At 71.5% G+C, this 19,053-nt stretch carries 17 protein-coding genes; 5 read left to right on the top strand and 12 right to left on the bottom strand.

Annotated features, from left to right (window positions below; all coding sequences use genetic code 11):
• Positions 1-43 precede the first annotated feature (43 nt).
• Genes OCS65_RS12265 through OCS65_RS12255 form a run of 3 tightly spaced genes read left to right on the top strand, consistent with a single transcriptional unit; the run spans position 44 to position 3,617 of the window.
• A complete protein-coding gene (locus OCS65_RS12265; RefSeq protein ID WP_230304485.1) occupies positions 44-823 on the top strand; it encodes a class I SAM-dependent methyltransferase in 780 nt (259 codons plus the stop codon).
• Positions 820-2,376, top strand: coding sequence for a 1,4-alpha-glucan branching protein domain-containing protein (locus tag OCS65_RS12260; protein ID WP_043799677.1), 1,557 nt, complete (start codon positions 820-822; stop codon positions 2,374-2,376). The genes OCS65_RS12265 and OCS65_RS12260 overlap by 4 nt, the downstream gene beginning before the upstream one ends.
• On the top strand, positions 2,373-3,617 hold the full coding sequence (locus tag OCS65_RS12255) for a glycosyltransferase family 4 protein (RefSeq protein ID WP_006933189.1): 1,245 nt from the start codon (positions 2,373-2,375) through the stop codon (positions 3,615-3,617). Before OCS65_RS12260 ends, OCS65_RS12255 begins: the two co-directional genes overlap by 4 nt.
• A 19-nt stretch (positions 3,618-3,636) precedes the next feature.
• Here OCS65_RS12255 and OCS65_RS12250 read toward each other — a convergent pair whose 3' ends face one another.
• Both OCS65_RS12250 and OCS65_RS12245 read right to left on the bottom strand, forming a co-directional pair.
• On the bottom strand, positions 3,637-5,127 hold the full coding sequence (locus OCS65_RS12250) for an amidase (protein WP_203329190.1): 1,491 nt from the start codon (positions 5,125-5,127) through the stop codon (positions 3,637-3,639).
• 15 nt (positions 5,128-5,142) lie between these two features.
• Positions 5,143-5,904 (bottom strand): acyltransferase, encoded by a 762-nt coding sequence (locus OCS65_RS12245; RefSeq protein WP_029544462.1) that lies wholly within the window; start codon positions 5,902-5,904, stop codon positions 5,143-5,145.
• Positions 5,905-6,001: 97 nt separating this feature from the next.
• Here OCS65_RS12245 and OCS65_RS12240 point away from each other — a divergent pair, with 97 nt between their 5' ends.
• Positions 6,002-7,303, top strand: coding sequence for an outer membrane protein assembly factor BamB family protein (locus OCS65_RS12240; protein ID WP_050035421.1), 1,302 nt, complete (start codon positions 6,002-6,004; stop codon positions 7,301-7,303).
• Positions 7,304-7,327: 24 nt separating this feature from the next.
• Here the strand turns inward: OCS65_RS12240 and OCS65_RS12235 are convergent, their stop codons facing one another.
• From OCS65_RS12235 to OCS65_RS12205, 7 genes are all read right to left on the bottom strand, one after another.
• Positions 7,328-7,708: a VOC family protein gene (locus tag OCS65_RS12235; RefSeq protein WP_006933183.1), complete on the bottom strand. Its 381-nt coding sequence runs from the start codon at positions 7,706-7,708 to the stop codon at positions 7,328-7,330.
• Positions 7,705-7,992: an ArsR/SmtB family transcription factor gene (locus OCS65_RS12230; protein ID WP_006933181.1), complete on the bottom strand. Its 288-nt coding sequence runs from the start codon at positions 7,990-7,992 to the stop codon at positions 7,705-7,707. Before OCS65_RS12230 ends, OCS65_RS12235 begins: the two co-directional genes overlap by 4 nt.
• A gap of 75 nt (positions 7,993-8,067) precedes the next feature.
• Positions 8,068-9,225: a THUMP-like domain-containing protein gene (locus OCS65_RS12225; protein WP_203329188.1), complete on the bottom strand. Its 1,158-nt coding sequence runs from the start codon at positions 9,223-9,225 to the stop codon at positions 8,068-8,070.
• 1 nt (position 9,226) lies between these two features.
• A complete protein-coding gene (locus tag OCS65_RS12220) occupies positions 9,227-10,204 on the bottom strand; it encodes a class I SAM-dependent methyltransferase (RefSeq protein WP_029544469.1) in 978 nt (325 codons plus the stop codon).
• A 53-nt stretch (positions 10,205-10,257) separates the two neighbouring features.
• Positions 10,258-11,037, bottom strand: a complete 780-nt coding sequence (locus tag OCS65_RS12215) for an enoyl-CoA hydratase-related protein (RefSeq protein ID WP_203329187.1) — start codon at positions 11,035-11,037, stop codon at positions 10,258-10,260.
• A 10-nt stretch (positions 11,038-11,047) separates the two neighbouring features.
• The gene (locus tag OCS65_RS12210; RefSeq protein ID WP_006933172.1) at positions 11,048-11,881 is read right to left on the bottom strand and encodes an NUDIX hydrolase; all 834 of its coding nucleotides are present in this window, start codon (positions 11,879-11,881) and stop codon (positions 11,048-11,050) included.
• A gap of 119 nt (positions 11,882-12,000) precedes the next feature.
• Positions 12,001-12,834: an ABC transporter ATP-binding protein gene (locus tag OCS65_RS12205; protein WP_037201771.1), complete on the bottom strand. Its 834-nt coding sequence runs from the start codon at positions 12,832-12,834 to the stop codon at positions 12,001-12,003.
• A gap of 96 nt (positions 12,835-12,930) precedes the next feature.
• Here OCS65_RS12205 and glgX point away from each other — a divergent pair, with 96 nt between their 5' ends.
• Positions 12,931-15,045, top strand: a complete 2,115-nt coding sequence (gene glgX / locus OCS65_RS12200) for a glycogen debranching protein GlgX (protein WP_231772701.1) — start codon at positions 12,931-12,933, stop codon at positions 15,043-15,045.
• Here the strand turns inward: glgX and OCS65_RS12195 are convergent, their stop codons facing one another.
• From OCS65_RS12195 to ctaD, 3 genes are all read right to left on the bottom strand, one after another.
• A complete protein-coding gene (locus OCS65_RS12195; protein ID WP_210432761.1) occupies positions 15,046-15,819 on the bottom strand; it encodes a peptidyl-tRNA hydrolase in 774 nt (257 codons plus the stop codon).
• Between the two features lie 76 nt (positions 15,820-15,895).
• Entirely contained in the window at positions 15,896-17,110 is a 1,215-nt protein-coding gene (serB, locus tag OCS65_RS12190) for a phosphoserine phosphatase SerB (protein ID WP_170914110.1), read from the bottom strand.
• A gap of 174 nt (positions 17,111-17,284) precedes the next feature.
• On the bottom strand, positions 17,285-19,039 hold the full coding sequence (ctaD, locus tag OCS65_RS12185) for an aa3-type cytochrome oxidase subunit I (RefSeq protein ID WP_082120257.1): 1,755 nt from the start codon (positions 19,037-19,039) through the stop codon (positions 17,285-17,287).
• Between the last annotated feature and the right edge of the window lie 14 nt (positions 19,040-19,053).

Genomic DNA, 19,053 nt, shown 5'->3' with positions numbered 1-19,053 from the left:
CACCGATGACGAGGTCGACAAAGGTGGGGCTAATGTCTGGGCGGTGAGCGAATCCCCCGTCCCCGCCGGCGACGCCCCTCAACTGCCACTCACCGGCGAGCGCACCGTTCCCGGCATCGCGGAGGAGAACTACTGGTTCCGCCGCCACGAGGTGGTCTACCGCGACCTGCTGCCCCGGTGCGCCGGCCGCACCGTGCTCGAGGCGGGCGCCGGCGAGGGCTACGGCGCCGACATGATCGCGGGCGTCGCCACCGCCGTCGTCGGCCTCGACTACGACGAGAGCGCCGTCGCGCACGTGCGCGCCCGCTACCCGCGCGTGGACATGCGGCACGCCAACCTCGCCGACCTGCCCCTCGCCGACGCCTCCGTGGACGTTGTCGTCAACTTCCAGGTCATCGAGCACCTGTGGGACCAGTCCGGGTTCCTGCGCGAATGCCACCGCGTGCTCCGGGACGGCGGCGAACTGCTGATCAGCACCCCCAACCGCATCACGTTCTCCCCCGGCCGCGACACCCCGCTCAACCCGTTCCACACCCGCGAGCTGAACGCCGCCGAACTCACCGAACTGCTCGAGGGAGCCGGCTTCCGCGTCGCCCTGACGACCGGGGTGCACCACGGCCCCGCCCTGCGCGCCCTCGATGCCAAGCACGGCGGCTCCTTCATCGACGCCCAGATCGAGCGCGCTCTCGCCGGCGAGCCCTGGCCCGCCGGCCTGACCGCAGACGTCGCGGCCGTGACGGTCGACGACTTCCTCCTCGCGCCCGAGAACATCGACGCCAGTCTGGATCTCGTCGCGATCGCGGTGAAGGATCCGGCGCGGTGACCACTCCCGCCACCCGGCGGGAACCGGGACTGTTCGCGCTGGTGCTGCACTCGCACCTGCCGTGGCTCGCCCACCACGGTCGCTGGCCGGTCGGCGAGGAATGGCTCTACCAGTCCTGGGCCGCGACGTATCTCCCGGTGACCGACGTCCTGCGCCGGCTTGCCGCCGAGGGCCGCACGCGCCTGGTCACCCTCGGGGTGACGCCCGTGCTCGCCGCTCAGCTCGACGACCCCCACTGCCTGACCGGGATGCACCACTGGCTCGGCAACTGGCAGCTGCGCGCCCACGAGGCCGCGGGCATGCGGGAGCCGGCCTACCGTGCGCTCGGAGCCCGCGAGCACCGGCATGCCGCCGCAGCCCTCGAACAGTTCGAAACCCGTTGGCGTCACGGCGGATCCCCGGTGTTCCGCGAACTCGTCGACGCCGAGGCGGTCGAACTGCTGGGCGGGCCGCTGGCCCATCCCTTCCAGCCTCTGCTCGATCCCCGCCTGCGGGCGTTCTCCCTCGCCGAGGGACTGGCCGACGCGCATGCCCGCTGGGCGCACACACCGCAGGGCATCTGGGCGCCCGAGTGCGCGTTCACCCCCGGCATGGAGGCCGGATACGCCGCCGCCGGCGTCGGGCACTTCATGGTGGACGGTCCCGCCCTGCGCGGCGACACCACGCTCGGCCGGACCGTGTGGGACTCCGACGTCGTCGCCTTCGGCCGGGATCTGCAGGTGTCCTACCGGGTCTGGTCGCCGAAGTCCGGCTACCCGGGCCACCCCGCCTACCGGGACTTCCACACCTACTGCCACGACACCGGGCTCAAGCCCGCCCGCGTGACCGGCCGCACCGTCGCCCCACAGGACAAGGCGCCCTACGACCCCGATCTGGCGTCCGCGGCCGTCGACCGCCACGTGGCCGACTTCGTCGACACGATCCGCCGCCGACTGCGCCGCGAGTCCGACCGCATCGGGCGCGACGCCCTGGTGGTCGCCGCCTTCGACACCGAGCTGTTCGGCCACTGGTGGCACGAGGGCCCGCTGTTTCTCGAACGGCTGCTCCGGGCGCTGCCGGAGGCGGGCATCGAGGTGGGCACTCTCGCCGACGCACGCGACCGCGGGTACGTGGGAGCACCCGTCGACCTGCACGACACCTCGTGGGGGTCCGGGAAGGACTGGCGGGTGTGGGCCGGCGAGCAGGTTCGCGACCTCGTACAGCTCGACGAGGAGGTCGTGCGCACCACGCTCGACACCCTGGACAAGGCCCGCGGCGCCGCCGGGGCCGGCCGCCCCGCGCTGCGCAACCGGGTGCACGACCAGATGCTGCGCGAGGCGCTGCTGACGGTGTCGAGCGACTGGGCATTCATGGTCAGCAAGGACACCGCGGCCGGATACGCGCGGGACCGGGCCCACAAGCACGCCCACGCGTTGCGCGAGATCGCCGCGGCGGTCGCCGCAGGCCGCGACGAGACGGCGGCGCGCCTGGCCGCCGGCTGGAACCGGGCCGACAATCTGTTCCCCGGGCTCGACGCCCGCCGCCTGCCCGACCGGATGGGAGCCCCCTCGTGAAGGTGCTGATCGTCTCCTGGGAGTACCCGCCCGTCGTCGTCGGCGGCCTCGGCCGGCACGTGCACCACCTCGCCACCGAGCTCGCCGCCGCCGGCCACGAGGTGGTCGTGCTCTCCCGGCGGCCCACCGGCACGGACGCCACCACCCACCCCACGATCAGCCACATCGCCGAGGGCGTGCTCGTGGTGGCCGTCGCCGAGGACCCACCGCACTTCGACTTCGGCGAGGACATGCTCGCCTGGACGCTCGCGATGGGTCATGCCATGGTGCGGGCGGGGCTGAGCCTGACCAAGGGCGGCATCGGCGACGGCTGGTACCCGGACGTGGTGCACGCGCACGACTGGCTCGTCGCACACCCCGCCGTCGCGCTCGCCGAGTTCTTCGACGTACCGCTGGTGTCCACCCTGCACGCAAGCGAGGCCGGCCGGCACAGCGGCTGGCTGTCGGGCCGCGTGAACCGGCAGGTGCACTCGGTGGAGTGGTGGCTCGCCAACGAATCCGATCGGCTCATCACGTGTTCGGCATCGATGAACGAGGAGGTCGCCGCGCTCTACGGGCCGGACCTGCCGCCGGCGACGGTGATCCGCAACGGAATCGACGTCACCGCGTGGTCCTACCGGGAGCGGGCGCCGCGTTCCGGGCCGCCGCAGCTGCTGTTCGTCGGCCGCCTCGAGTACGAGAAGGGCGTGCAGGACGCGATCGCCGCCCTCCCCCGGATCCGGCGCACGCACCCCGGCACCACCCTCGTCGTCGCCGGGGAGGGCACCCAGTTCGACTGGCTGCGCGAGCAGGCGCGCGTGCACCGCGTCGCGCGGTCGGTGACGTTCGTCGGCAACCTCGACCGCATCGAGCTGCTCGGGTGGCTGCACCGCGCCGATGCGATCGTCCTGCCGAGCCGCTACGAACCGTTCGGGATCATCGCACTCGAGGCCGCGGCCGCCGGGACGCCACTCGTCGCGTCGACGGCCGGCGGCCTCGGGGAGGCCGTCGTCGACGGCTCGACCGGCCTCTCGTTCGCACCCGGCGACGTCGCGGGGCTGGCGTCGGCGGTCCGGCGGACCCTCGACGACCCCGCGGCCGCCCAGCGACGGGCGCGGGCGGCGCGCGAGCGGCTCACGGAGGACTTCGACTGGCGGCTGGTGGCCACCGAGACCGCCCGTGTGTACTCGGAGGCGAAACGTCGTGTGCGCCATCCGCTTCCGCGACCGACGATTCCCCAGCGGCCGTTGCCCGGCCGGTGACCGGCGCTGCCGGCCCGCGTCACCGGGACGGCAGCAGCGGAGGCTCGCGGTGCGCCCAGGGCCGGGCCCGCTCGAGCTGTGCCGCGAGCGACAGCAGCAGTCCCTCCGAGCCCAGCGGCCCGAGAAACTGCACGCCCAACGGCAATCCCGCCGCGGTCCAGTGCAGTGGCACCGAGATCGCCGGGCGCCCGGTGATGTTCGCGAGCTGGGTGTACGGCGTCCGGGCGAGGTTCTCGTCGACGATGCGGTCCATCAGCCCGGCCCACCGCGCCGCGCGGCCCAGCCGCGCCGTCACGATCAGGCGCGCGGCCCCCTGGAGCGCGGGCGGCGTGGCCAGTTCCCCCACGCGCGCCGGCGGATACGCCAGGGTCGGCGTGAGCAGCAGGTCGTACCGCTCGTGGAACGCGCCGAGCTGCTGCGTATACCCGTTCCACCGGCGCAGCGAGGCGAGATAGTCCGAGGGCCGCACGGAGTCGCCGAGCGCGGCGAGGAACCGCGTGTCGGGCTCGAACGCGTCGGGGGCGCACCCGGTGCGCAGGCGCGCCTGCCGGACGTCGGCGGCGAGCCAGGCGAACCACATCGTCAGCCAGTCGGTGGACAGCCGCCGCTCGTCGATCCCCGTCGCCGCGGGTTCGACGGCGTGGCCCAGCTCGGCGAGCAGCGCCGCGGCGTTCTCGACGGCCGTGACGGCCTCCGGGTCGACGCCGGTGCCGATCGGGGAGTCCGTCGCGAACCCGATGCGCAGCGTCCGCGGTGGGGTACTCCCCGCGGACGCATACGACTCCTGCGGTGCCGCCGTGAGATAGGGCCCGTTCGGGTCCGGACCGGCCAGCACGTCGAGCATGGCTGCCGCGTCGCGCACCGTGCGCGTGACGACCCCGTTGCTGACCGCCCCGTGCCGGTCCTCGTCCACCTCGGGTCCGCTCGGCACCAGGCCCCGGCCCGGTTTGAGCCCGACCAGCCCGCAGCAGGCGGCCGGAATGCGGATCGAGCCGCCGCCGTCGTTCGCGCCGGCCGCCGGGACCACGCCGGCGGCGACCGCCGCCGCGGATCCGCCGGAGGACCCGCCCGGCGTGTGCGCGGGATTCCACGGGTTGCGGGTGGGACCGTTCGCCACCGGCTCGGTCACCCCCTTGACCCCGAACTCCGGAGTGTTCGTCTTGCCGAAGAGGACGAGGCCCGCGTCCAGCCAGCGATCGACGACCACCGCGTTGCGCACGGCGGGCAGCTCCGCCAGGGACCTGCTCCCGCTGCCGGTCGGAATCCCCGCGACGTCCTGGAGAAGATCCTTGACCAGGAACGGCACCCCCGCGAACGGACCCTCGAGGCGCTCCGCGGCCCGGCTGCGCGCCTGCTCGTCGAGCCGGCGCACGACGGTGTTCAGTGTGGGCTCCACCGCGTCGAGCCGGGCGAGGGCCGCGTCGAGCAGTTCGCGCGGCGTGACCTCGCGGCGGGTGACGAGTTCGGCGAGCCCCACGGCGTCGTAGCGGCGGTAGTCGGCGTAGTCCATCGCAGGCGCCCCGGATCAGGAACCGGGTTCCGCCGCCGGTTCGCGGCCCGCCTTCTTGCGCGCGATGTCCTCGAGCGCGGCGACGTACGCGGCCCGGTCGGCGGCACCGGACTCCCAGTCCGTGCGGCGGTTCCTGACCACCTTGGCCGGCGATCCGACCGCGATGCTGTAGTCCGGGATGTCGCCCTTGACCACCGCGTGCGCGCCGAGGACGCAGCCGCGGCCGGTGCGGGTGCCGCGCAGCACCGTGACCTTCGTCGCGATCCAGGTGTCGGGTCCGATCCGCACGGGGCTCTTGACGATCCCCTGATCCTTGATCGGGTACGTGATGTCCTCGGTGCGGTGGTCGAAGTCGCAGATGTAGCACCAGTCGGCGACGAGTGTGGAGGCGCCGATCTCGATGTCGAGGTAGGTGTTGACGACGTTGTCCTTGCCGAAGACCACCTTGTCGCCGATGCGCAGCGACCCCTCGTGACAGCGGATGGCATTGCCGTCGCCGATGTGCACCCACCGGCCGATCTCGAGCCGGGACAGCTCGGGGACGGAATGGATCTCGACGTTCTTGCCGAGGAACACCATGCCGCGCAGGATCACGTGCGGGTTGGCGAGCTTGAACTTGGCGAGCCGGTAGTACCGGACCAGGTACCACGGCGTGTACGCCTTGTGCGCCAGCACCCATCGCAGCGAATCGACGGTCAGGAATCGGGCCTGATCGGGATCCCGCCGACGAGAACCCCGCCACCTCGTGCGCAACGGTGCGCCCCACATGCTCGTCATGGTTGCCAGCGTACGGTCCGCCTCGCGCATCGAGTGCGCCACCCGGCCCGATAGTGTGGCCCATCGGGTCATTCGAGCCATGGCGAGGAGATGAGTGATGCGGGCTGCCCTGCGGACGGTGATGCTGACGGCCTCGGCGGCACTGGTGTTGACCGGATGCGGCAGCGACGGCGGCCCGGTCGACGTCCTCGCCGCCGGGGCGTGGCCGGGTCGGTACGCCGACGCCCGCAACAGCAACACCGCGCCCGCCGACGGGCTGCGCGACCTCGCGCCCGCCTGGTCACGTCCGCTCGGCGGCGCCGTCACCGCGCCCGCGAGCGTCGCGGCGAACGGACAGATCTTCGTCACCGCCGCGACCGCCGCCGGCTGCAACCTCGTCTCGTTCCAGATCGACACCGGCCGCAAGCGCTGGTGCACCCGCCTCGCGCCGGGGGTCACCGGGGTGACTCCCACCGCCGACGGCGTGGCCAACATCTACGTCGGCGAGGAGGGGGCGATGGTGTCGTTCAACGAGCACGGCCAGCGGCGCTGGCGGATCCCGGTGAGCGGGACGCCGGGCACCGCACAGTTCACCGGCGACGGAAACCTCGTGTTCGTCACGCATTTCGGTCAGGTCAACGTGCTCGACCCGCAAACGGGCAGGCACGCCGCCCCGATCTTCGACCTCGTGCCCACCCCCGGGGTGGCGGACGGGACGAACGTGCCACGGCTGCCCAACGACCACGGTCTGGCCGCATGTTTCGGCGGATCGGAGGACTGCCCGGTGGCCACCACCCCGGCGGTCGATCTCGGGACCGGCCGGATTCTGGTGACGCTGTGGCGGCCGGGCGCCGATCGCGCCGCCGTCGTGTCGATGCGCTACACCGGCGGCGACGATGCGCGGGTGGTCGAGGAGTGGTCGCAGCCGGAGCTTCCGGGCGGCGCGACGACCAGTCCCGTGCTGTCCGCGGACGGCGCCACAGTGTACGTGCACGACGGCGAGGGAGCCCTGTGGGCCCTCGATGCCGGGACCGGGACGCCGCGGTGGAGCCACGACCTCGGGTACACGGCCTCCACCGGACCGGCGGTGTCCGCCGACGGACTGCTGGTCCTCGCGCCGGGGGGCCGGACCGGCGACCTGGTGGCGCTGCGCGACACCGGTGAGGCGGCCGAACTCGTGTGGCGCCGCGGCGACGTGCGCCAGCTGGGGGTGCCGGCGCTGACCGCCGACGGCATCGGATACACGGTGGCCCGAGCCGACGACGGGTTGGCCGCGCTGGTGTTCGACGCCGCCAGCGGGGAGACGCTCGACGAGGAGACCCTGCCCGACGCGGCCGGATTCTCGGTCGGCACCGCGGTCGGGCCGGCTGGCGAGTTCGTCACGGCGACGCTGCCGGGCGACGTCTACGTGCTCCGCTGACCTTTCGCCGCGGGCGGCGACGGCTCAGCCGGCGATCTGGATGAGATTGCCGCAGGTGTCGTCGAAGACGGCGGTGGTGATGCCGCCCATTTCGAGGGGCTCCTGGGTGAATCGCACCCCGAGGCTGCGCAACCGCTCGTACTCGGCGCGCACGTCGTCGACCGCGAACGAGGTGAACGGGATACCGTCGGCGACGAGGGCCTCCTTGAACGGCCGGACGGCGGGATGGCCGTCGGGCTCGAGGACCAGTTCCGGCCCGTCCGGTTGCTGCGGCGAGACGACGGTGAGCCACCGCGCCTCGCCCAGGGGGACCTCGGTCTTCTTCACGAAACCCAGGACGTCGGTGTAGAAGGCGAGCGCCTTGTCCTGGTCGTCGACCAACACGCTGGTGAGGGTGACCTTCACTGCGACTCCTTTCGATGCGCGACCGTCCATCGGTCGGCGAGGCCCTGCAGTGGCGCAACGTCCACATGATGGAACTTCGATCGCCCCTCGCGGCGGGTCCGGACCAGCCCGGCCTCCTCGAGGATCGCCAGGTGCTGCGAGATCGCCTGCCGGGACGAGCCCAGGCCGTGCCGCGAGATCAGTCGTGTGCACAGCTCGAACAGCGTCTGGCCGTCCCGGTCGACGAGCTCGTCCAGGATGGCCCGCCGGGTCGGATCCGCCAGCGCTTTGAAGACGTCGACCACACCGTCGAGAATACGCAAGTATTTGCTTGCATATCAAGACCCGCACCGGAACGACCCACCCGGCCGGGACAGGGCTCAGCGACTGGGTTCGCAGACGAACGCCGTCGGGGTGCGGCCGATCCGCGTGAGCACGACGCTCAGCGACCGCGATCCGCGCAGCTTCAGCCGCGGCCGGAGCACCGCCGGATCGACGTCGACCCCTCGCACGAGAATCTCCGCCACCCCACAGTCCATCGACGAGAGCGATTGCCGGAGAGTCTTTTCCGTGTACTTCAGTCGATCGAGAACGCGGAATCCCCGCACCCCCGCGGGGAGGGTGTCGCCGGTGAGATACGCGATCCGCGGATCGAGCTGCCACAGGCCGTGGGCGGCCGCGTAGTGCCGCACCAGCCCCGCACGCACGATCGCCCCGTCGGGATCGACGATCCACTCCCCCGGTTCCCGCTCGGGGATCTCGTCCGGCTCCGCGTCGGTGATCTCGAATACGGCGCCGCCCGAACGCAACACACTCGCCCGTCGCCGCACGCCCGGCGTGGCCAGACCCGGGGAGTACAGGCATGCCTCGCGGACGCCGCCGTCGAGCGAGACCACCTCGACCTCCCCCGCCCAGTCCAGCGCATCGAAATCCAGTCCGGGGGCACACTTGACGGCCAGGTCCCGTCCGGCGTAGGCGTCGAGCAGGTCGGGCAACGGCGGCATCAGGGCCGCCGGGTCGTGCGTGCGCCGGCCTTCGGATCGGCGGGCCGGATCGGCGATCACGGTGGTACCGCGGGTGATCGGGCGCAGCGCGTCGGCGCGGGCCAGCGCCGCCCCGGGGACGTTGTGGGCGGCCATCGCGAGGCGAACGGGGTCGAGATCGCTGCCGACCACCGCCTCCGCGACCCCCACCAGGGCCGCCAGCTCGGCGCCGATCGAGCACGTCACGTCGTGGACGCGCCGGCCGGCGAGCCGGCGGGCCCGATGCGCGGCGACGGACGCCGGCGTCGCCTGCTGCAGCGCGTCGTCGGTGAACAGCCAGCCGCCGGCAGCGGGCAGCTTCGCGACCGCCCTGCGGCGCAACAGCACCGTCTCGGTCAGCGGCGCGGTCAGATCGGCGAAACGCGTACGCGCCCAGCCGATGTCGGCTAGGCGCGTCCGCGCGGACAGCTCCCGGGCGGCCACCTCCGCGAGATCGGCCGCGCCCTGCGACGAACGCAGGTACGCGACGTCGGCGAGGGTGAACGCGTAGCCCACACTACTTGCCGGGCTTCACGCCGGTGATCATGACGTTGTAGAAGAAGCTGCGCGGGACCACGTGCCTGAGGACCTTCTCGTCCACCCAGCTGAGCGTGCGCCACCCGCCGAACGCGAAGCGCGCCCAGCCCCAGCCCAGCTTCTCCGCGGGCACCGCGGCCTCGAATGTGCGGACCGGCCAGCCCAGCAGCGCGGCCGCGAACTCCTCGCTGCTCGCCTTCACCTCGACCGCGCCGGCCGAAGCCGCCATCCGCTCCAGGTCCGACGGGTCGAAGGTGTGCAGGTCGACGACCGCCTCGAGCGCCGCGGCACGGGAGGACTCGTCGAGTTCGGCCTGCGGCCGCCGCCAGTCCCGCAGGAACGGCAGCTTCGTGACGTTGGTGGTGGCCTCCCACGTGAGGCGGCCGAGCCAGCGCGCGTAGAAGTTCCCGACCGTGCTGGGCTCGCCGGCGAAGACGAACCGGCCGCCCGGCTTCAGCACCCGCAGTACCTCCCGCAGCGACTGCTCGACGTCGGGGATGTGGTGCAGCACCGCGTGACCGACGACGAGGTCGAAGGTGTCGTCGTCGTACGGGATCGTCTCGGCGTCGGCCACCCGGCCGTCCACGTCGAGGCCGAGGTGCCCGGCGTTGCGCAGCGCCACCTTGACCATCCCGGGCGACAGGTCGGTGACCGAGCCGGTCCTCGCCACTCCGGCCTGCATGAGGTTCAGCAGGAAGAAGCCGGTGCCGCAACCGAGTTCGAGGGCCCGCTCGTACGGCAGGGGCTGGTCACCGGCGGCGGCGTCGAAACGACCCTTCGCGTAGTCGATGCAGCGCTCGTCGTAGGAGATCGACCACTTCTCGTCGTAGGTCTCGGCCTCCCAGTCGTGGTAGAGCACCTGCGCGAGCTTGGTGTCCCGAAGGGCGGCCGCCACCTCCTCGGCAGTGGCGTGCGGGTTCGGCGCGGGGTCGACCCCGTCGGTCCTGCTTGCAGTCATGAAGGGCATCCTACCCATCGGTAAGGAATGAACAAGTTCCAGTTCCGGGGTGCCTACTCCCCGACGAACTCGGCCTTACCCGGGCCGTTGGCGACGAAGGACTCCATGCCGATCGTGCGGTCCTTCGTCGCGAACAGGCCGGCGAAGACGTGCTGCTCGATCTTCAGCCCCGTGTCCAGGTCGGTGTCGAGGCCCTGGTCGATCGCGGCTTTGGCCGCCGCCAGTGCGCGGGTGGCGCCCCGGCTGAACTGCGACGCCCACGCGCGCGCCGCGTTGTACACCTCGTCCGGGGCGACGACCTCGTCGACCAGCCCCATCTGCAGGGCCTCGGCCGCACCGACGAAGCGGCCGGTGAACACCAGATCCTTCGCCCTCGACGGGCCGACGAGGCGGGCGAGGCGCTGCGTTCCGCCGCCGCCCGGGATGATGCCGAGCAGGATCTCCGGCACACCGACCTTCGCGTTGTCGCCGGCGATCCGCCGGTCCGCACCCAGCGCGAGCTCCAGGCCGCCCCCCAGCGCGTAGCCGGTGATCGCGGCCACCGTCGGCTTCGGGATCTCCGCCACCGACCCCAGCGCCGACTGCAGATCCGCGATGATCTCGCTCATCTGCACGTAGCTCAGCTCGGCCATCTCCTTGATGTCCGCGCCGGCCGCGAACACCTTCTCACCGCCGTAGACGATCACCGCCTTGACGTCGGAGTGCACGGTCGCCTCGCGCGCAGCGGCCCGGATCTCCTCCTGCACCTGCCGGTTGAGTGCGTTCATCGGCGGCCGGTCGAGCCGGATGGTGCCGATACCGTCGGAGACCTCGAGTGTCACGAATTCAGCCATGAGGCACAGGCTAGTTGGCATCCCGGGCGGCCCACGGATGCGGCCCCGCCTCGTAGTAGCCGTCCTGCTCGGGGAACTCCACCCGGAGCTGTCCCTCCCAGGTGATCCGGGTCGGCAGGATCGGCGTGATCTGCGGCTCCGCAGCGAGGATCTCCGCGACCGAGCCGAACCGTGACAGGGCCGTCAACTGGCTCCAGGTCGGGGGCAGCAGCACACTGCCGCCCTCCTGCCAGTGCGCGATCGCCTCCTGCGGAGTCTGCCACCGCACCTCGTCGGCCTCGCTCGTCTCGCCGTCGGCGATCTGTCCCTCGGGGGCCGCCGCGACGAAGAACCTCGTGTCGTAGCGACGACCCTCTCCGACCGGCGTGATCCAGTTCGACCACGGCCGCAACAGGTCCGCACGCAGCACCAGCCCCTCACGTTCGAGGAACTCGCCGAAGGTGAGCTCCCGAGCCTCGAGCTGCCTGCGGGCCTCCCCGAACGGTGTCGTGTCCGCCACCACGGTGTCCGGTGTCGCACCGGCGAGCAGCACCCCGCACTCCTCGAACGTCTCGCGCACGGCCGCGAGGACGAGCGCCTGCGCGAGCGTCTCGGAGGTGCCGAACCGCTCCGACCACCAGGGCACGGGCGGTCCCGCCCACGCCACCGTCGCAGCGCTGTCCGACGGGTCGACGCCGCCGCCGGGAAACACCGTCATGCCGCCGGCGAACGCCATGCCGCGCACGCGCTGCAGCAGGAACACCTCGACGCCACGGTCGCCGTCCCGGACGAGGATCACCGTCGAGGCATCCTTGAGCGGCATCGCCGCTGCACCCGCGGGTTCTCCCGAACGTTCGATAGCCATACTCACAAGTTACGGCATGACGTGACGCACAACTCATCCACCCGGCTGCTCCGCGCGGCGGTGTGCTCGGCCGCGGCTCCGCGACGCGCGGCGGTGTGCTCGGCCGCGGCTCCGCTCCGCTACGCGCGGCGGTGCCTCCCGGGCTGGTACGTGCGGCGCGCGAAGAACCGGCCGTCCGCCTTGTCGAGCGTGATCGCCTGGCTGAACGCATCGCTGAGGTTCTCACCCGTGATCACGTCGTCGAGCAGACCCTGCGCCACCACCTGCCCCTCCTTGAGCAGCATCGCGTGGGTGAAGCCCGGCGGGATCTCCTCCACGTGATGGGTGATCAGCACGATCGCCGGAGCGTCCGGGTCGGCCGCCAGCACGCCGAGCCGCGCCACGAGCTCCTCACGACCACCGAGGTCCAGGCCGGCGGCGGGCTCGTCGAGCAGCAGCAACTCCGGATCCGTCATCAGTGCCCGGGCGATGAGCACGCGCTTGCGCTCACCCTCGGAGAGCGTGCCGTAGGTGCGGTCGGCGAGATGCTCGGCGCCGAGGCTTTCGAGCATCTCCACGGCGCGTGCGCTGTCCACCTCGTCGTACCGCTCGCGCCAGCGCCCCAGCACGCCGTACCCCGCGGAGATCACCAGGTCCACGACCTTCTCGTCGCCCGGCACACGGTTCGCCAGCGCCGACGACGACATCCCGATCCGGGGCCGCAGCTCGGACAGGTCGGTCTTCCCGAACGTCTCCGCCAGCACGTGCGCCGTCCCCGATGTGGGGAATGTCTCCGCTGCGGCCACCCGCAGCAGCGACGTCTTACCCGCCCCGTTCGGACCGAGGATCACCCAACGTTCGTCGAGTTCCACCTTCCAGGACACGGGACCGACGAGGACGTTGCCGCCCCGCCGCACGAGCACGTCGTCGAATTCGATGAGCAGATCGGGATCAGGTTTTGCCACGCCGACCATCTTTGCGTACGCGCACGAGCGGTTCACGGCAGGATCGCTTCCGTGTCGTACCCCTCGCCTCCACCGCACCCCTCCCCCGCACCCGGCGAGCCGCCGGTGGGACCTGCCGTCGCCCGGTCCGACGCCGGTCCCTTCCCGCTGGGCGCCTTCCCCGGCGACGACGGGACGCGGTTCGCCGTGCACGCGCCCCACGGCAGCCGTGTTCAGCTCTGCCTGATCGACGACGCCGGCCGCGAGGAACGCATCGACCTGCCGGACAAGACGTACGGCGTCTGGCACGGCGCGGTGCCGGGGGTCCGCCCGGGCCAGCGCTACGGCTACCGCGTGCACGGCGCGTGGCAGCCCCGGACCGGGCTACGTGCCAATCCGCACAAGCTGCTGCTCGACCCGTGGGGCCGGCAGCTGACCGGCGACATCGGCGACACGGCCCGCTTGCTCGGCTACGAGCGCACCCCGTTCGGCGATGCGTCGACCGTGGACTCCCTCGGCCACACACCGCTGTCGGTGGTGGCCGACAACCCCGGCCGGGCCCGGCACAACCGTCCCGGCACGCCGTGGGAGCAGACGGTGATCTACGAACTGCACGTCGGCTCCTACACCGCCCGCCATCCCGCCGTCCCCGAGCAGTGGCGCGGCACCTATCTGGGTCTGACGGCGCCGGCCGTGCTCGAACACCTGGTCGGCCTGGGGGTCACCGCCGTCGAACTGCTGCCCGTGCACGCCTTCCTCACCGAACCACCCGTACGGGATCGCGGCATGCGCAACCACTGGGGTTACTCCACCGCTTCGTACTTCGCGCCCCACCCGGGCTACGCGGCCACCCCCGGCAACGAGATCGCGGAGTTCCGGACGATGGTCGACACGCTCCACGAGGCGGGCCTCGAGGTGATCCTCGACGTGGTCTACAACCACACCTGCGAATGGTCGGTGGACGGCCCGCACGTGTCCTGGCGCGGCCTCGACGCGCCCGGCTACTACCTCCTCGACGCCACCGGCCACGACATCGACCTGACGGGCTGTGGCAACACCGTCGACGGCAGTTCCCCGGTGGCGGTGCGGATGATCTGCGACAGCCTGCGGTACTGGGCGACGGAGATGGGTGTGGACGGCTTCCGGTTCGACCTGGCCAGCGCGCTCGCCCGGCCGCGAGGCGGCGACTTCGATCCCCGGGCGGCGGTGTTCACCGCCATCACCACCGACCCCGTCCTGACCCGGCTCAAGCTGATCGCCGAGCCCTGGGATGCGACCCTGCCCGGCTACCAGCTCGGCAACATCGGTCCCCAGTGGTCGGAGTGGAACGATCGTTACCGCGACTCGGTGCGGCGCTTCTGGGCGCGCGGTGCGGGAATCCGGGAGGTCGCCTCCCGGCTCGCGGGCTCGGAGGACCTCTACGGCCGGCACACCCACCGGCCGTGGATGTCGATCAACTTCGTCACCGCGCACGACGGTTTCACGATGGCCGACCTCGTCAGCTACCGGCGCAAGCACAACGAGGCCAACGGCGAACAGGGCCGTGACGGTAGCGACAACAACGAATCCGTCGACCACGGCGTCGAAGGACCCACGGACGATCCGCGGATCGTGGCCGCCCGGGCCCGGCACGTGCGTGCGCTGCTCGCCACCCTGCTGCTGTCGACCGGCACCCCGATGCTGCTCGCCGGCGACGAGTTCGGGCACTCCCAGGGCGGCAACAACAATGCCTATTGCGTGCCCGCCGACGTCCCGGTCCGCGACGCCTGGCCACTCGACTGGGAGCACGCGGACCAGGAACTCGTCGAGTTCGTGCGGCAGACGTTGCGTCTGCGCAAAGTGGTGCCGGTGCTGCGTCAGGGCCGCTTCTTCGACGGCAGGGCCCGCCAGGTCGGCTACCCCGACCTGGTGTGGTTCGGCGCGGACGGAAGGGAACTGCAGGAGGCGGACTGGCTCGACGAGAACCGGCGGACGCTGCAGGCGTGGGTGGACGGCTCGCAGCTGGGCACGGTCACCCGCGCGGGCGTTCCGCTGACGGACAGCAGCGGCCTGCTCGTGCTGCACGCAGGCGGCCCCACCACCCTGACCCTCGGCCGGGCCGAGTGGTACCACGGTGCGATGGTGTGCGCCTTCGACTCGAGCTCCCTCGACGGAGAGCCCGCGGATCTCACGCCGCTGCCCGCCGGCTCGACGTTCCCGCTGACCGGGCCGACGCTGCTGGTGTTCCGGATCGCGACGTGATCAGCCCGGGACGGCGACGACCGTCACCGACCCCGGCGTCACCTCGGTGAATCCCGCGTCCCGTACCGCCACGGCGGTGCCGGCGTCGACCCGCTCCGTCAGGTACCGCCACCGGGCGGGGTCGGCGTCGCGCACGGCACACACGAATCCGGAGTCGGCCCATGCGCCGGCGCGCTCGACGTCCAGGGCCCCGGCCAACAGCATCGCGGCGTGGCCGACCTGTGCCGCGGCCTTCCCGACGGTCATGCCGAGCGCGGCGTCGATCCACAGCACCGGAACTCCGGCGGGCGGATCGCCCGGGGTGTCGTGGGGCAGATCGGTGCCGCCGATCTGCAGCCGCGAGATGCGCGGATCGAGAGCGCCGACGGGCCCCGGGACCAGTGCCCGGGCGTGTGCCCCCCGGTGTTCGACGGTGATTCCGTCGACCTCCTGCGCGGCGCGCCACTGGGCACCGCGGGCGCGACGGCTGACCTTGCGGATGCGCGCGTCGGTCCACGCGAGGTAGGGCTCGCGCCACGGGCCGGGTTCACCGGCCGGCCCGGTCCCGACGCGTGGGTCCAGGCACAGCGCGATTGTCGCCATCGCAGCAGCCTCGAGCAGCGCGCTACGGGAGGGCGGATCCTGCTTGGGGATGTGCAGCACGATCGGCATCGCGAGCACCGCCCCGGGGTCCTCCGGGTCCGGTCGATGCCCGTAGCCGCGGGCGAGGACACCGTGGCGAGCCACGAAATCCGCACCGTGGCGAGCCACGAAATCCGCACCGTGGCGAGCCACGACATCCGCACCGTGGCGAGCCACGACATCCGCACCGTGGCGAGCCACGACGTCGGGACCGAGCGGGGCCGTGGCCTCAGGCACCGGTGTCGAGGGGCACGCGGCGCAGGGTGCCGTCGACCCGGTCGGCGGCCTCCACCTCGTCGCGGGTGACGCCGAGGACGAACAGCACCGCGTCCAGGTACGGGTGGGACAGCGCGGTGTCCGCGACCTCGCGTAGCGCCGGCTTGGCGTTGAAGGCGATGCCGAGCCCTGCCGCGCCGAGCATGTCGATGTCGTTGGCGCCGTCGCCGACCGCGACGGTCTGCTCGATCGGCACGCCGGCCTCGGCGGCGAACTCCCGCAGGGCACGGGCCTTGGCGGCACGGTCCACCACCTCGCCGACGACGCGGCCGGTGAGCTTGCCGTCGACGATCTCGAGCGTGTTCGCCCGGACGAAGTCCAGTTCGAGTTCGTGGGCGAGGCCGTCGATGACCTGCCGGAAGCCACCGGAGACGACGCCGCATCGGAAGCCGAGCCGGCGCAGCGTGCGGATGGTGGTCCGGGCGCCGGGGGTGAGCTCGAGGTTCTCGGCGACCTCGTCGATCACCGACGCGGGCAACCCGGCCAGGGTCGCCACCCGCTGGTTCAGCGACTCGGTGAAGTCGATCTCCCCGCGCATCGCGGCCTCGGTGACGGCGCGGACCTTGTCCTCCACGCCGGCGTGCGCGGCGAGCATCTCGATGACCTCGCCCTGGACGAGGGTGGAGTCGACGTCGAACACGATCAGCCGCTTCGAGCGGCGGGCGAGACCGGCGCGCTCCACGGCGATGTCGACACTGAGGCCCGCGGCGACCTCGGCGAGCCCGGCGCGCAATCGGACGTCGGCCTCGGCGCCGGGGTCGGCCGCGGTCACCATGAGTTCGAGACCTGTCACCGGATAGTCGGCGATGCCCCGGATCGAGTCGATGTTGGCGCCCTGCCGCGCGAGCTCACGACCCACCGAACGCAGCGCCCGGGCGCTGACGGGACTGCCGAGGACCACAACGGCGTGGGTGGACACGGTCGAGCCGATACCCGGCTCGACACCGGTCTGCACCTGGGCGTGCATGCCGATGGTGGCCATGGCGGCCTCGATCTCGTCCTGCAGGGCATCGGGATCGGCGGGGCAGGAGACCAGCACACCGAGGGTGAGCCGGCCCCGGATCACGACCTGCTCGACGTCGAGCAGATCGACCTCGTGCCGGGTGAGCGCCGCGAAGAGCACAGAGGTCACGCCGGGATGGTCCGGCCCCGTCACAGTCACCAGCATCGCGGTGTCAGACGCCACCTACGTCTCCGATCCTTCGTCCGTCGCGGCACATGCTCACTCATTGTGCCAGGTGAACGGGGTGCCGAACGAGCAGGGGTCCACCCCGGAAGAATGCGCGAGGCCCCGCCCGTCGGGACGGGCGGGGCCTCGGGAAGCGTCGATCCGGTGTGCGGATCAGCGGTCGGCGGGGGTCCTCTCGGCACCCTCGCTCAGCGCCACATGGTTGTGCTTGTTGCTGCCCGGACCGACGTGCGCCTCGGCGCGGATGCGGTCCACCATGTGGGGGTAGTGCAGCTCGAACGCCGGGCGCTCCGAGCGGATGCGCGGCAGCTCGTAGAAGTTGTGCCGCGGCGGCGGGCAGCTCGTCGCCCACTCGAGGGAGTTGCCGTAACCCCACGGGTCGTCGACGGTCACGACCTGGCCGTACCGGTAGCTCTTGAACACGTTCCACAGGAACGGCAGGGTCGAGGCGCCGAGCACGAAGGCACCGACGGTCGAGATGATGTTCAGGGTGGTGAACCCGTCCGAGGGCAGGTAGTCGGCGTAGCGGCGCGGCATGCCCTCGTTGCCCAGCCAGTGCTGCACCAGGAACGTGGTGTGGAAGCCGAGGAAGGTCAGCCAGAAGTGCCACTTGGCGAGACGCTCGTCGAGCATGCGCCCGGTCATCTTCGGGAACCAGAAGTAGATGCCGGCGTAGGTGGCGAACACGATGGTGCCGAAGAGCACGTAGTGGAAGTGCGCGATGACGAAGTAGGAGTCCGTCACGTGGAAGTCGAGCGGCGGGCTGGCGAGGATGACGCCGGACAGGCCGCCGAACAGGAAGGTGACGATGAAGCCGACCGAGAACAGCATCGGCGACTCGAACGTCAGGTGGCCCTTCCACATGGTGCCGATCCAGTTGAAGAACTTCACGCCGGTGGGCACCGCGATCAGGAAGGTCATGAAGGAGAAGTACGGCAGCAGCACGGCGCCGGTGGCGTACATGTGGTGCGCCCACACCGCGATCGAGAGCGCCGCGATGGCCAGGGTCGCGTAGACCAGGCCGGTGTAGCCGAAGATCGGCTTGCGCGAGAAGACCGGGAAGATCTCCGAGACGATGCCGAAGAACGGCAGCGCGATGATGTACACCTCGGGGTGGCCGAAGAACCAGAACAGGTGCTGCCACAGCATGACGCCGCCGTTGGCGGGGTCGAAGATGTGCCCGCCCAGGTGGCGATCGACGAAGAGGCCGAAGAACGCGGCGGTCAGCAGCGGGAACGCCAGGAGGATGAGCACGCTGGTGATGAGGATGTTCCAGGTGAAGATGGGCATCCGGAACATGGTCATGCCGGGGGCGCGCAGGCACACGACGGTGGTGATGAAGTTGACCGCACCGAGGATGGTGCCCAGACCCATCACGCCGAGGCCGAGGACCCAGAAGTCACCACCGACGCCGGGCGAGTGCAGCTCACTGGTGAGCGGGCTGTAGGCAGTCCAGCCGAAGTCGGCCGCACCACCGGGGGTGATGAAGCCGGCGGTCACGATCGTCGCGCCGAACAGGTACAGCCAGTAGCTGAACGAGTTCAGACGCGGGAACGCGACGTCGGGCGCGCCGATCTGCAGCGGCAGGATGTAGTTCGCGAAGGCGAACACGACCGGGGTCGCGTACATCAGCAGCATGATCGTGCCGTGCATGGTGAACAGCTGGTTGTACTGCTCGTTCGACAGGAACTGCAGACCCGGGACCGCGAGCTCGGTGCGGATGAGCAGAGCCATCACGCCACCGATGAGGAAGAACGCGAACGAGGTGACCATGTACATGATCCCGAGCATCTTGGGATCCGTGGTCGTGATCATCTTGTAGAAGAACGAGCCCTTGGGTCCCTGCCGCGGCGGGTACGGCCTCGCTGCAGCTATCTCCGGGACTGGCTGGGGCGCTACGGCAGTCACTAATCCTCCTGATT

This window comes from Rhodococcus aetherivorans, assembly GCF_025722975.1.
GTDB classification, from domain to species: Bacteria; Actinomycetota; Actinomycetes; order Mycobacteriales; family Mycobacteriaceae; genus Rhodococcus; species Rhodococcus aetherivorans.
The sequence above is the reverse complement of the archived record's forward strand: the minus strand, read 5'-3'. Positions and strand labels throughout refer to the sequence as shown.

Excerpts from the sequence above, each read along its gene's own strand:
- OCS65_RS12250 (WP_203329190.1), bottom strand. The coding sequence starts at position 5,127 with ATGGACTACGCCGACTACCGCCGCTACGACGCCGTGGGGCTCGCCGAA.
- OCS65_RS12245 (WP_029544462.1), bottom strand. The coding sequence starts at position 5,904 with ATGACGAGCATGTGGGGCGCACCGTTGCGCACGAGGTGGCGGGGTTCT.
- OCS65_RS12240 (WP_050035421.1), top strand. The coding sequence starts at position 6,002 with ATGCGGGCTGCCCTGCGGACGGTGATGCTGACGGCCTCGGCGGCACTG.
- OCS65_RS12220 (WP_029544469.1), bottom strand. The coding sequence starts at position 10,204 with ATGACTGCAAGCAGGACCGACGGGGTCGACCCCGCGCCGAACCCGCAC.
- OCS65_RS12215 (WP_203329187.1), bottom strand. The coding sequence starts at position 11,037 with ATGGCTGAATTCGTGACACTCGAGGTCTCCGACGGTATCGGCACCATC.
- OCS65_RS12210 (WP_006933172.1), bottom strand. The coding sequence starts at position 11,881 with ATGGCTATCGAACGTTCGGGAGAACCCGCGGGTGCAGCGGCGATGCCG.
- OCS65_RS12205 (WP_037201771.1), bottom strand. The coding sequence starts at position 12,834 with ATGGTCGGCGTGGCAAAACCTGATCCCGATCTGCTCATCGAATTCGAC.
- serB (WP_170914110.1), bottom strand. The coding sequence starts at position 17,110 with ATGCTGGTGACTGTGACGGGGCCGGACCATCCCGGCGTGACCTCTGTG.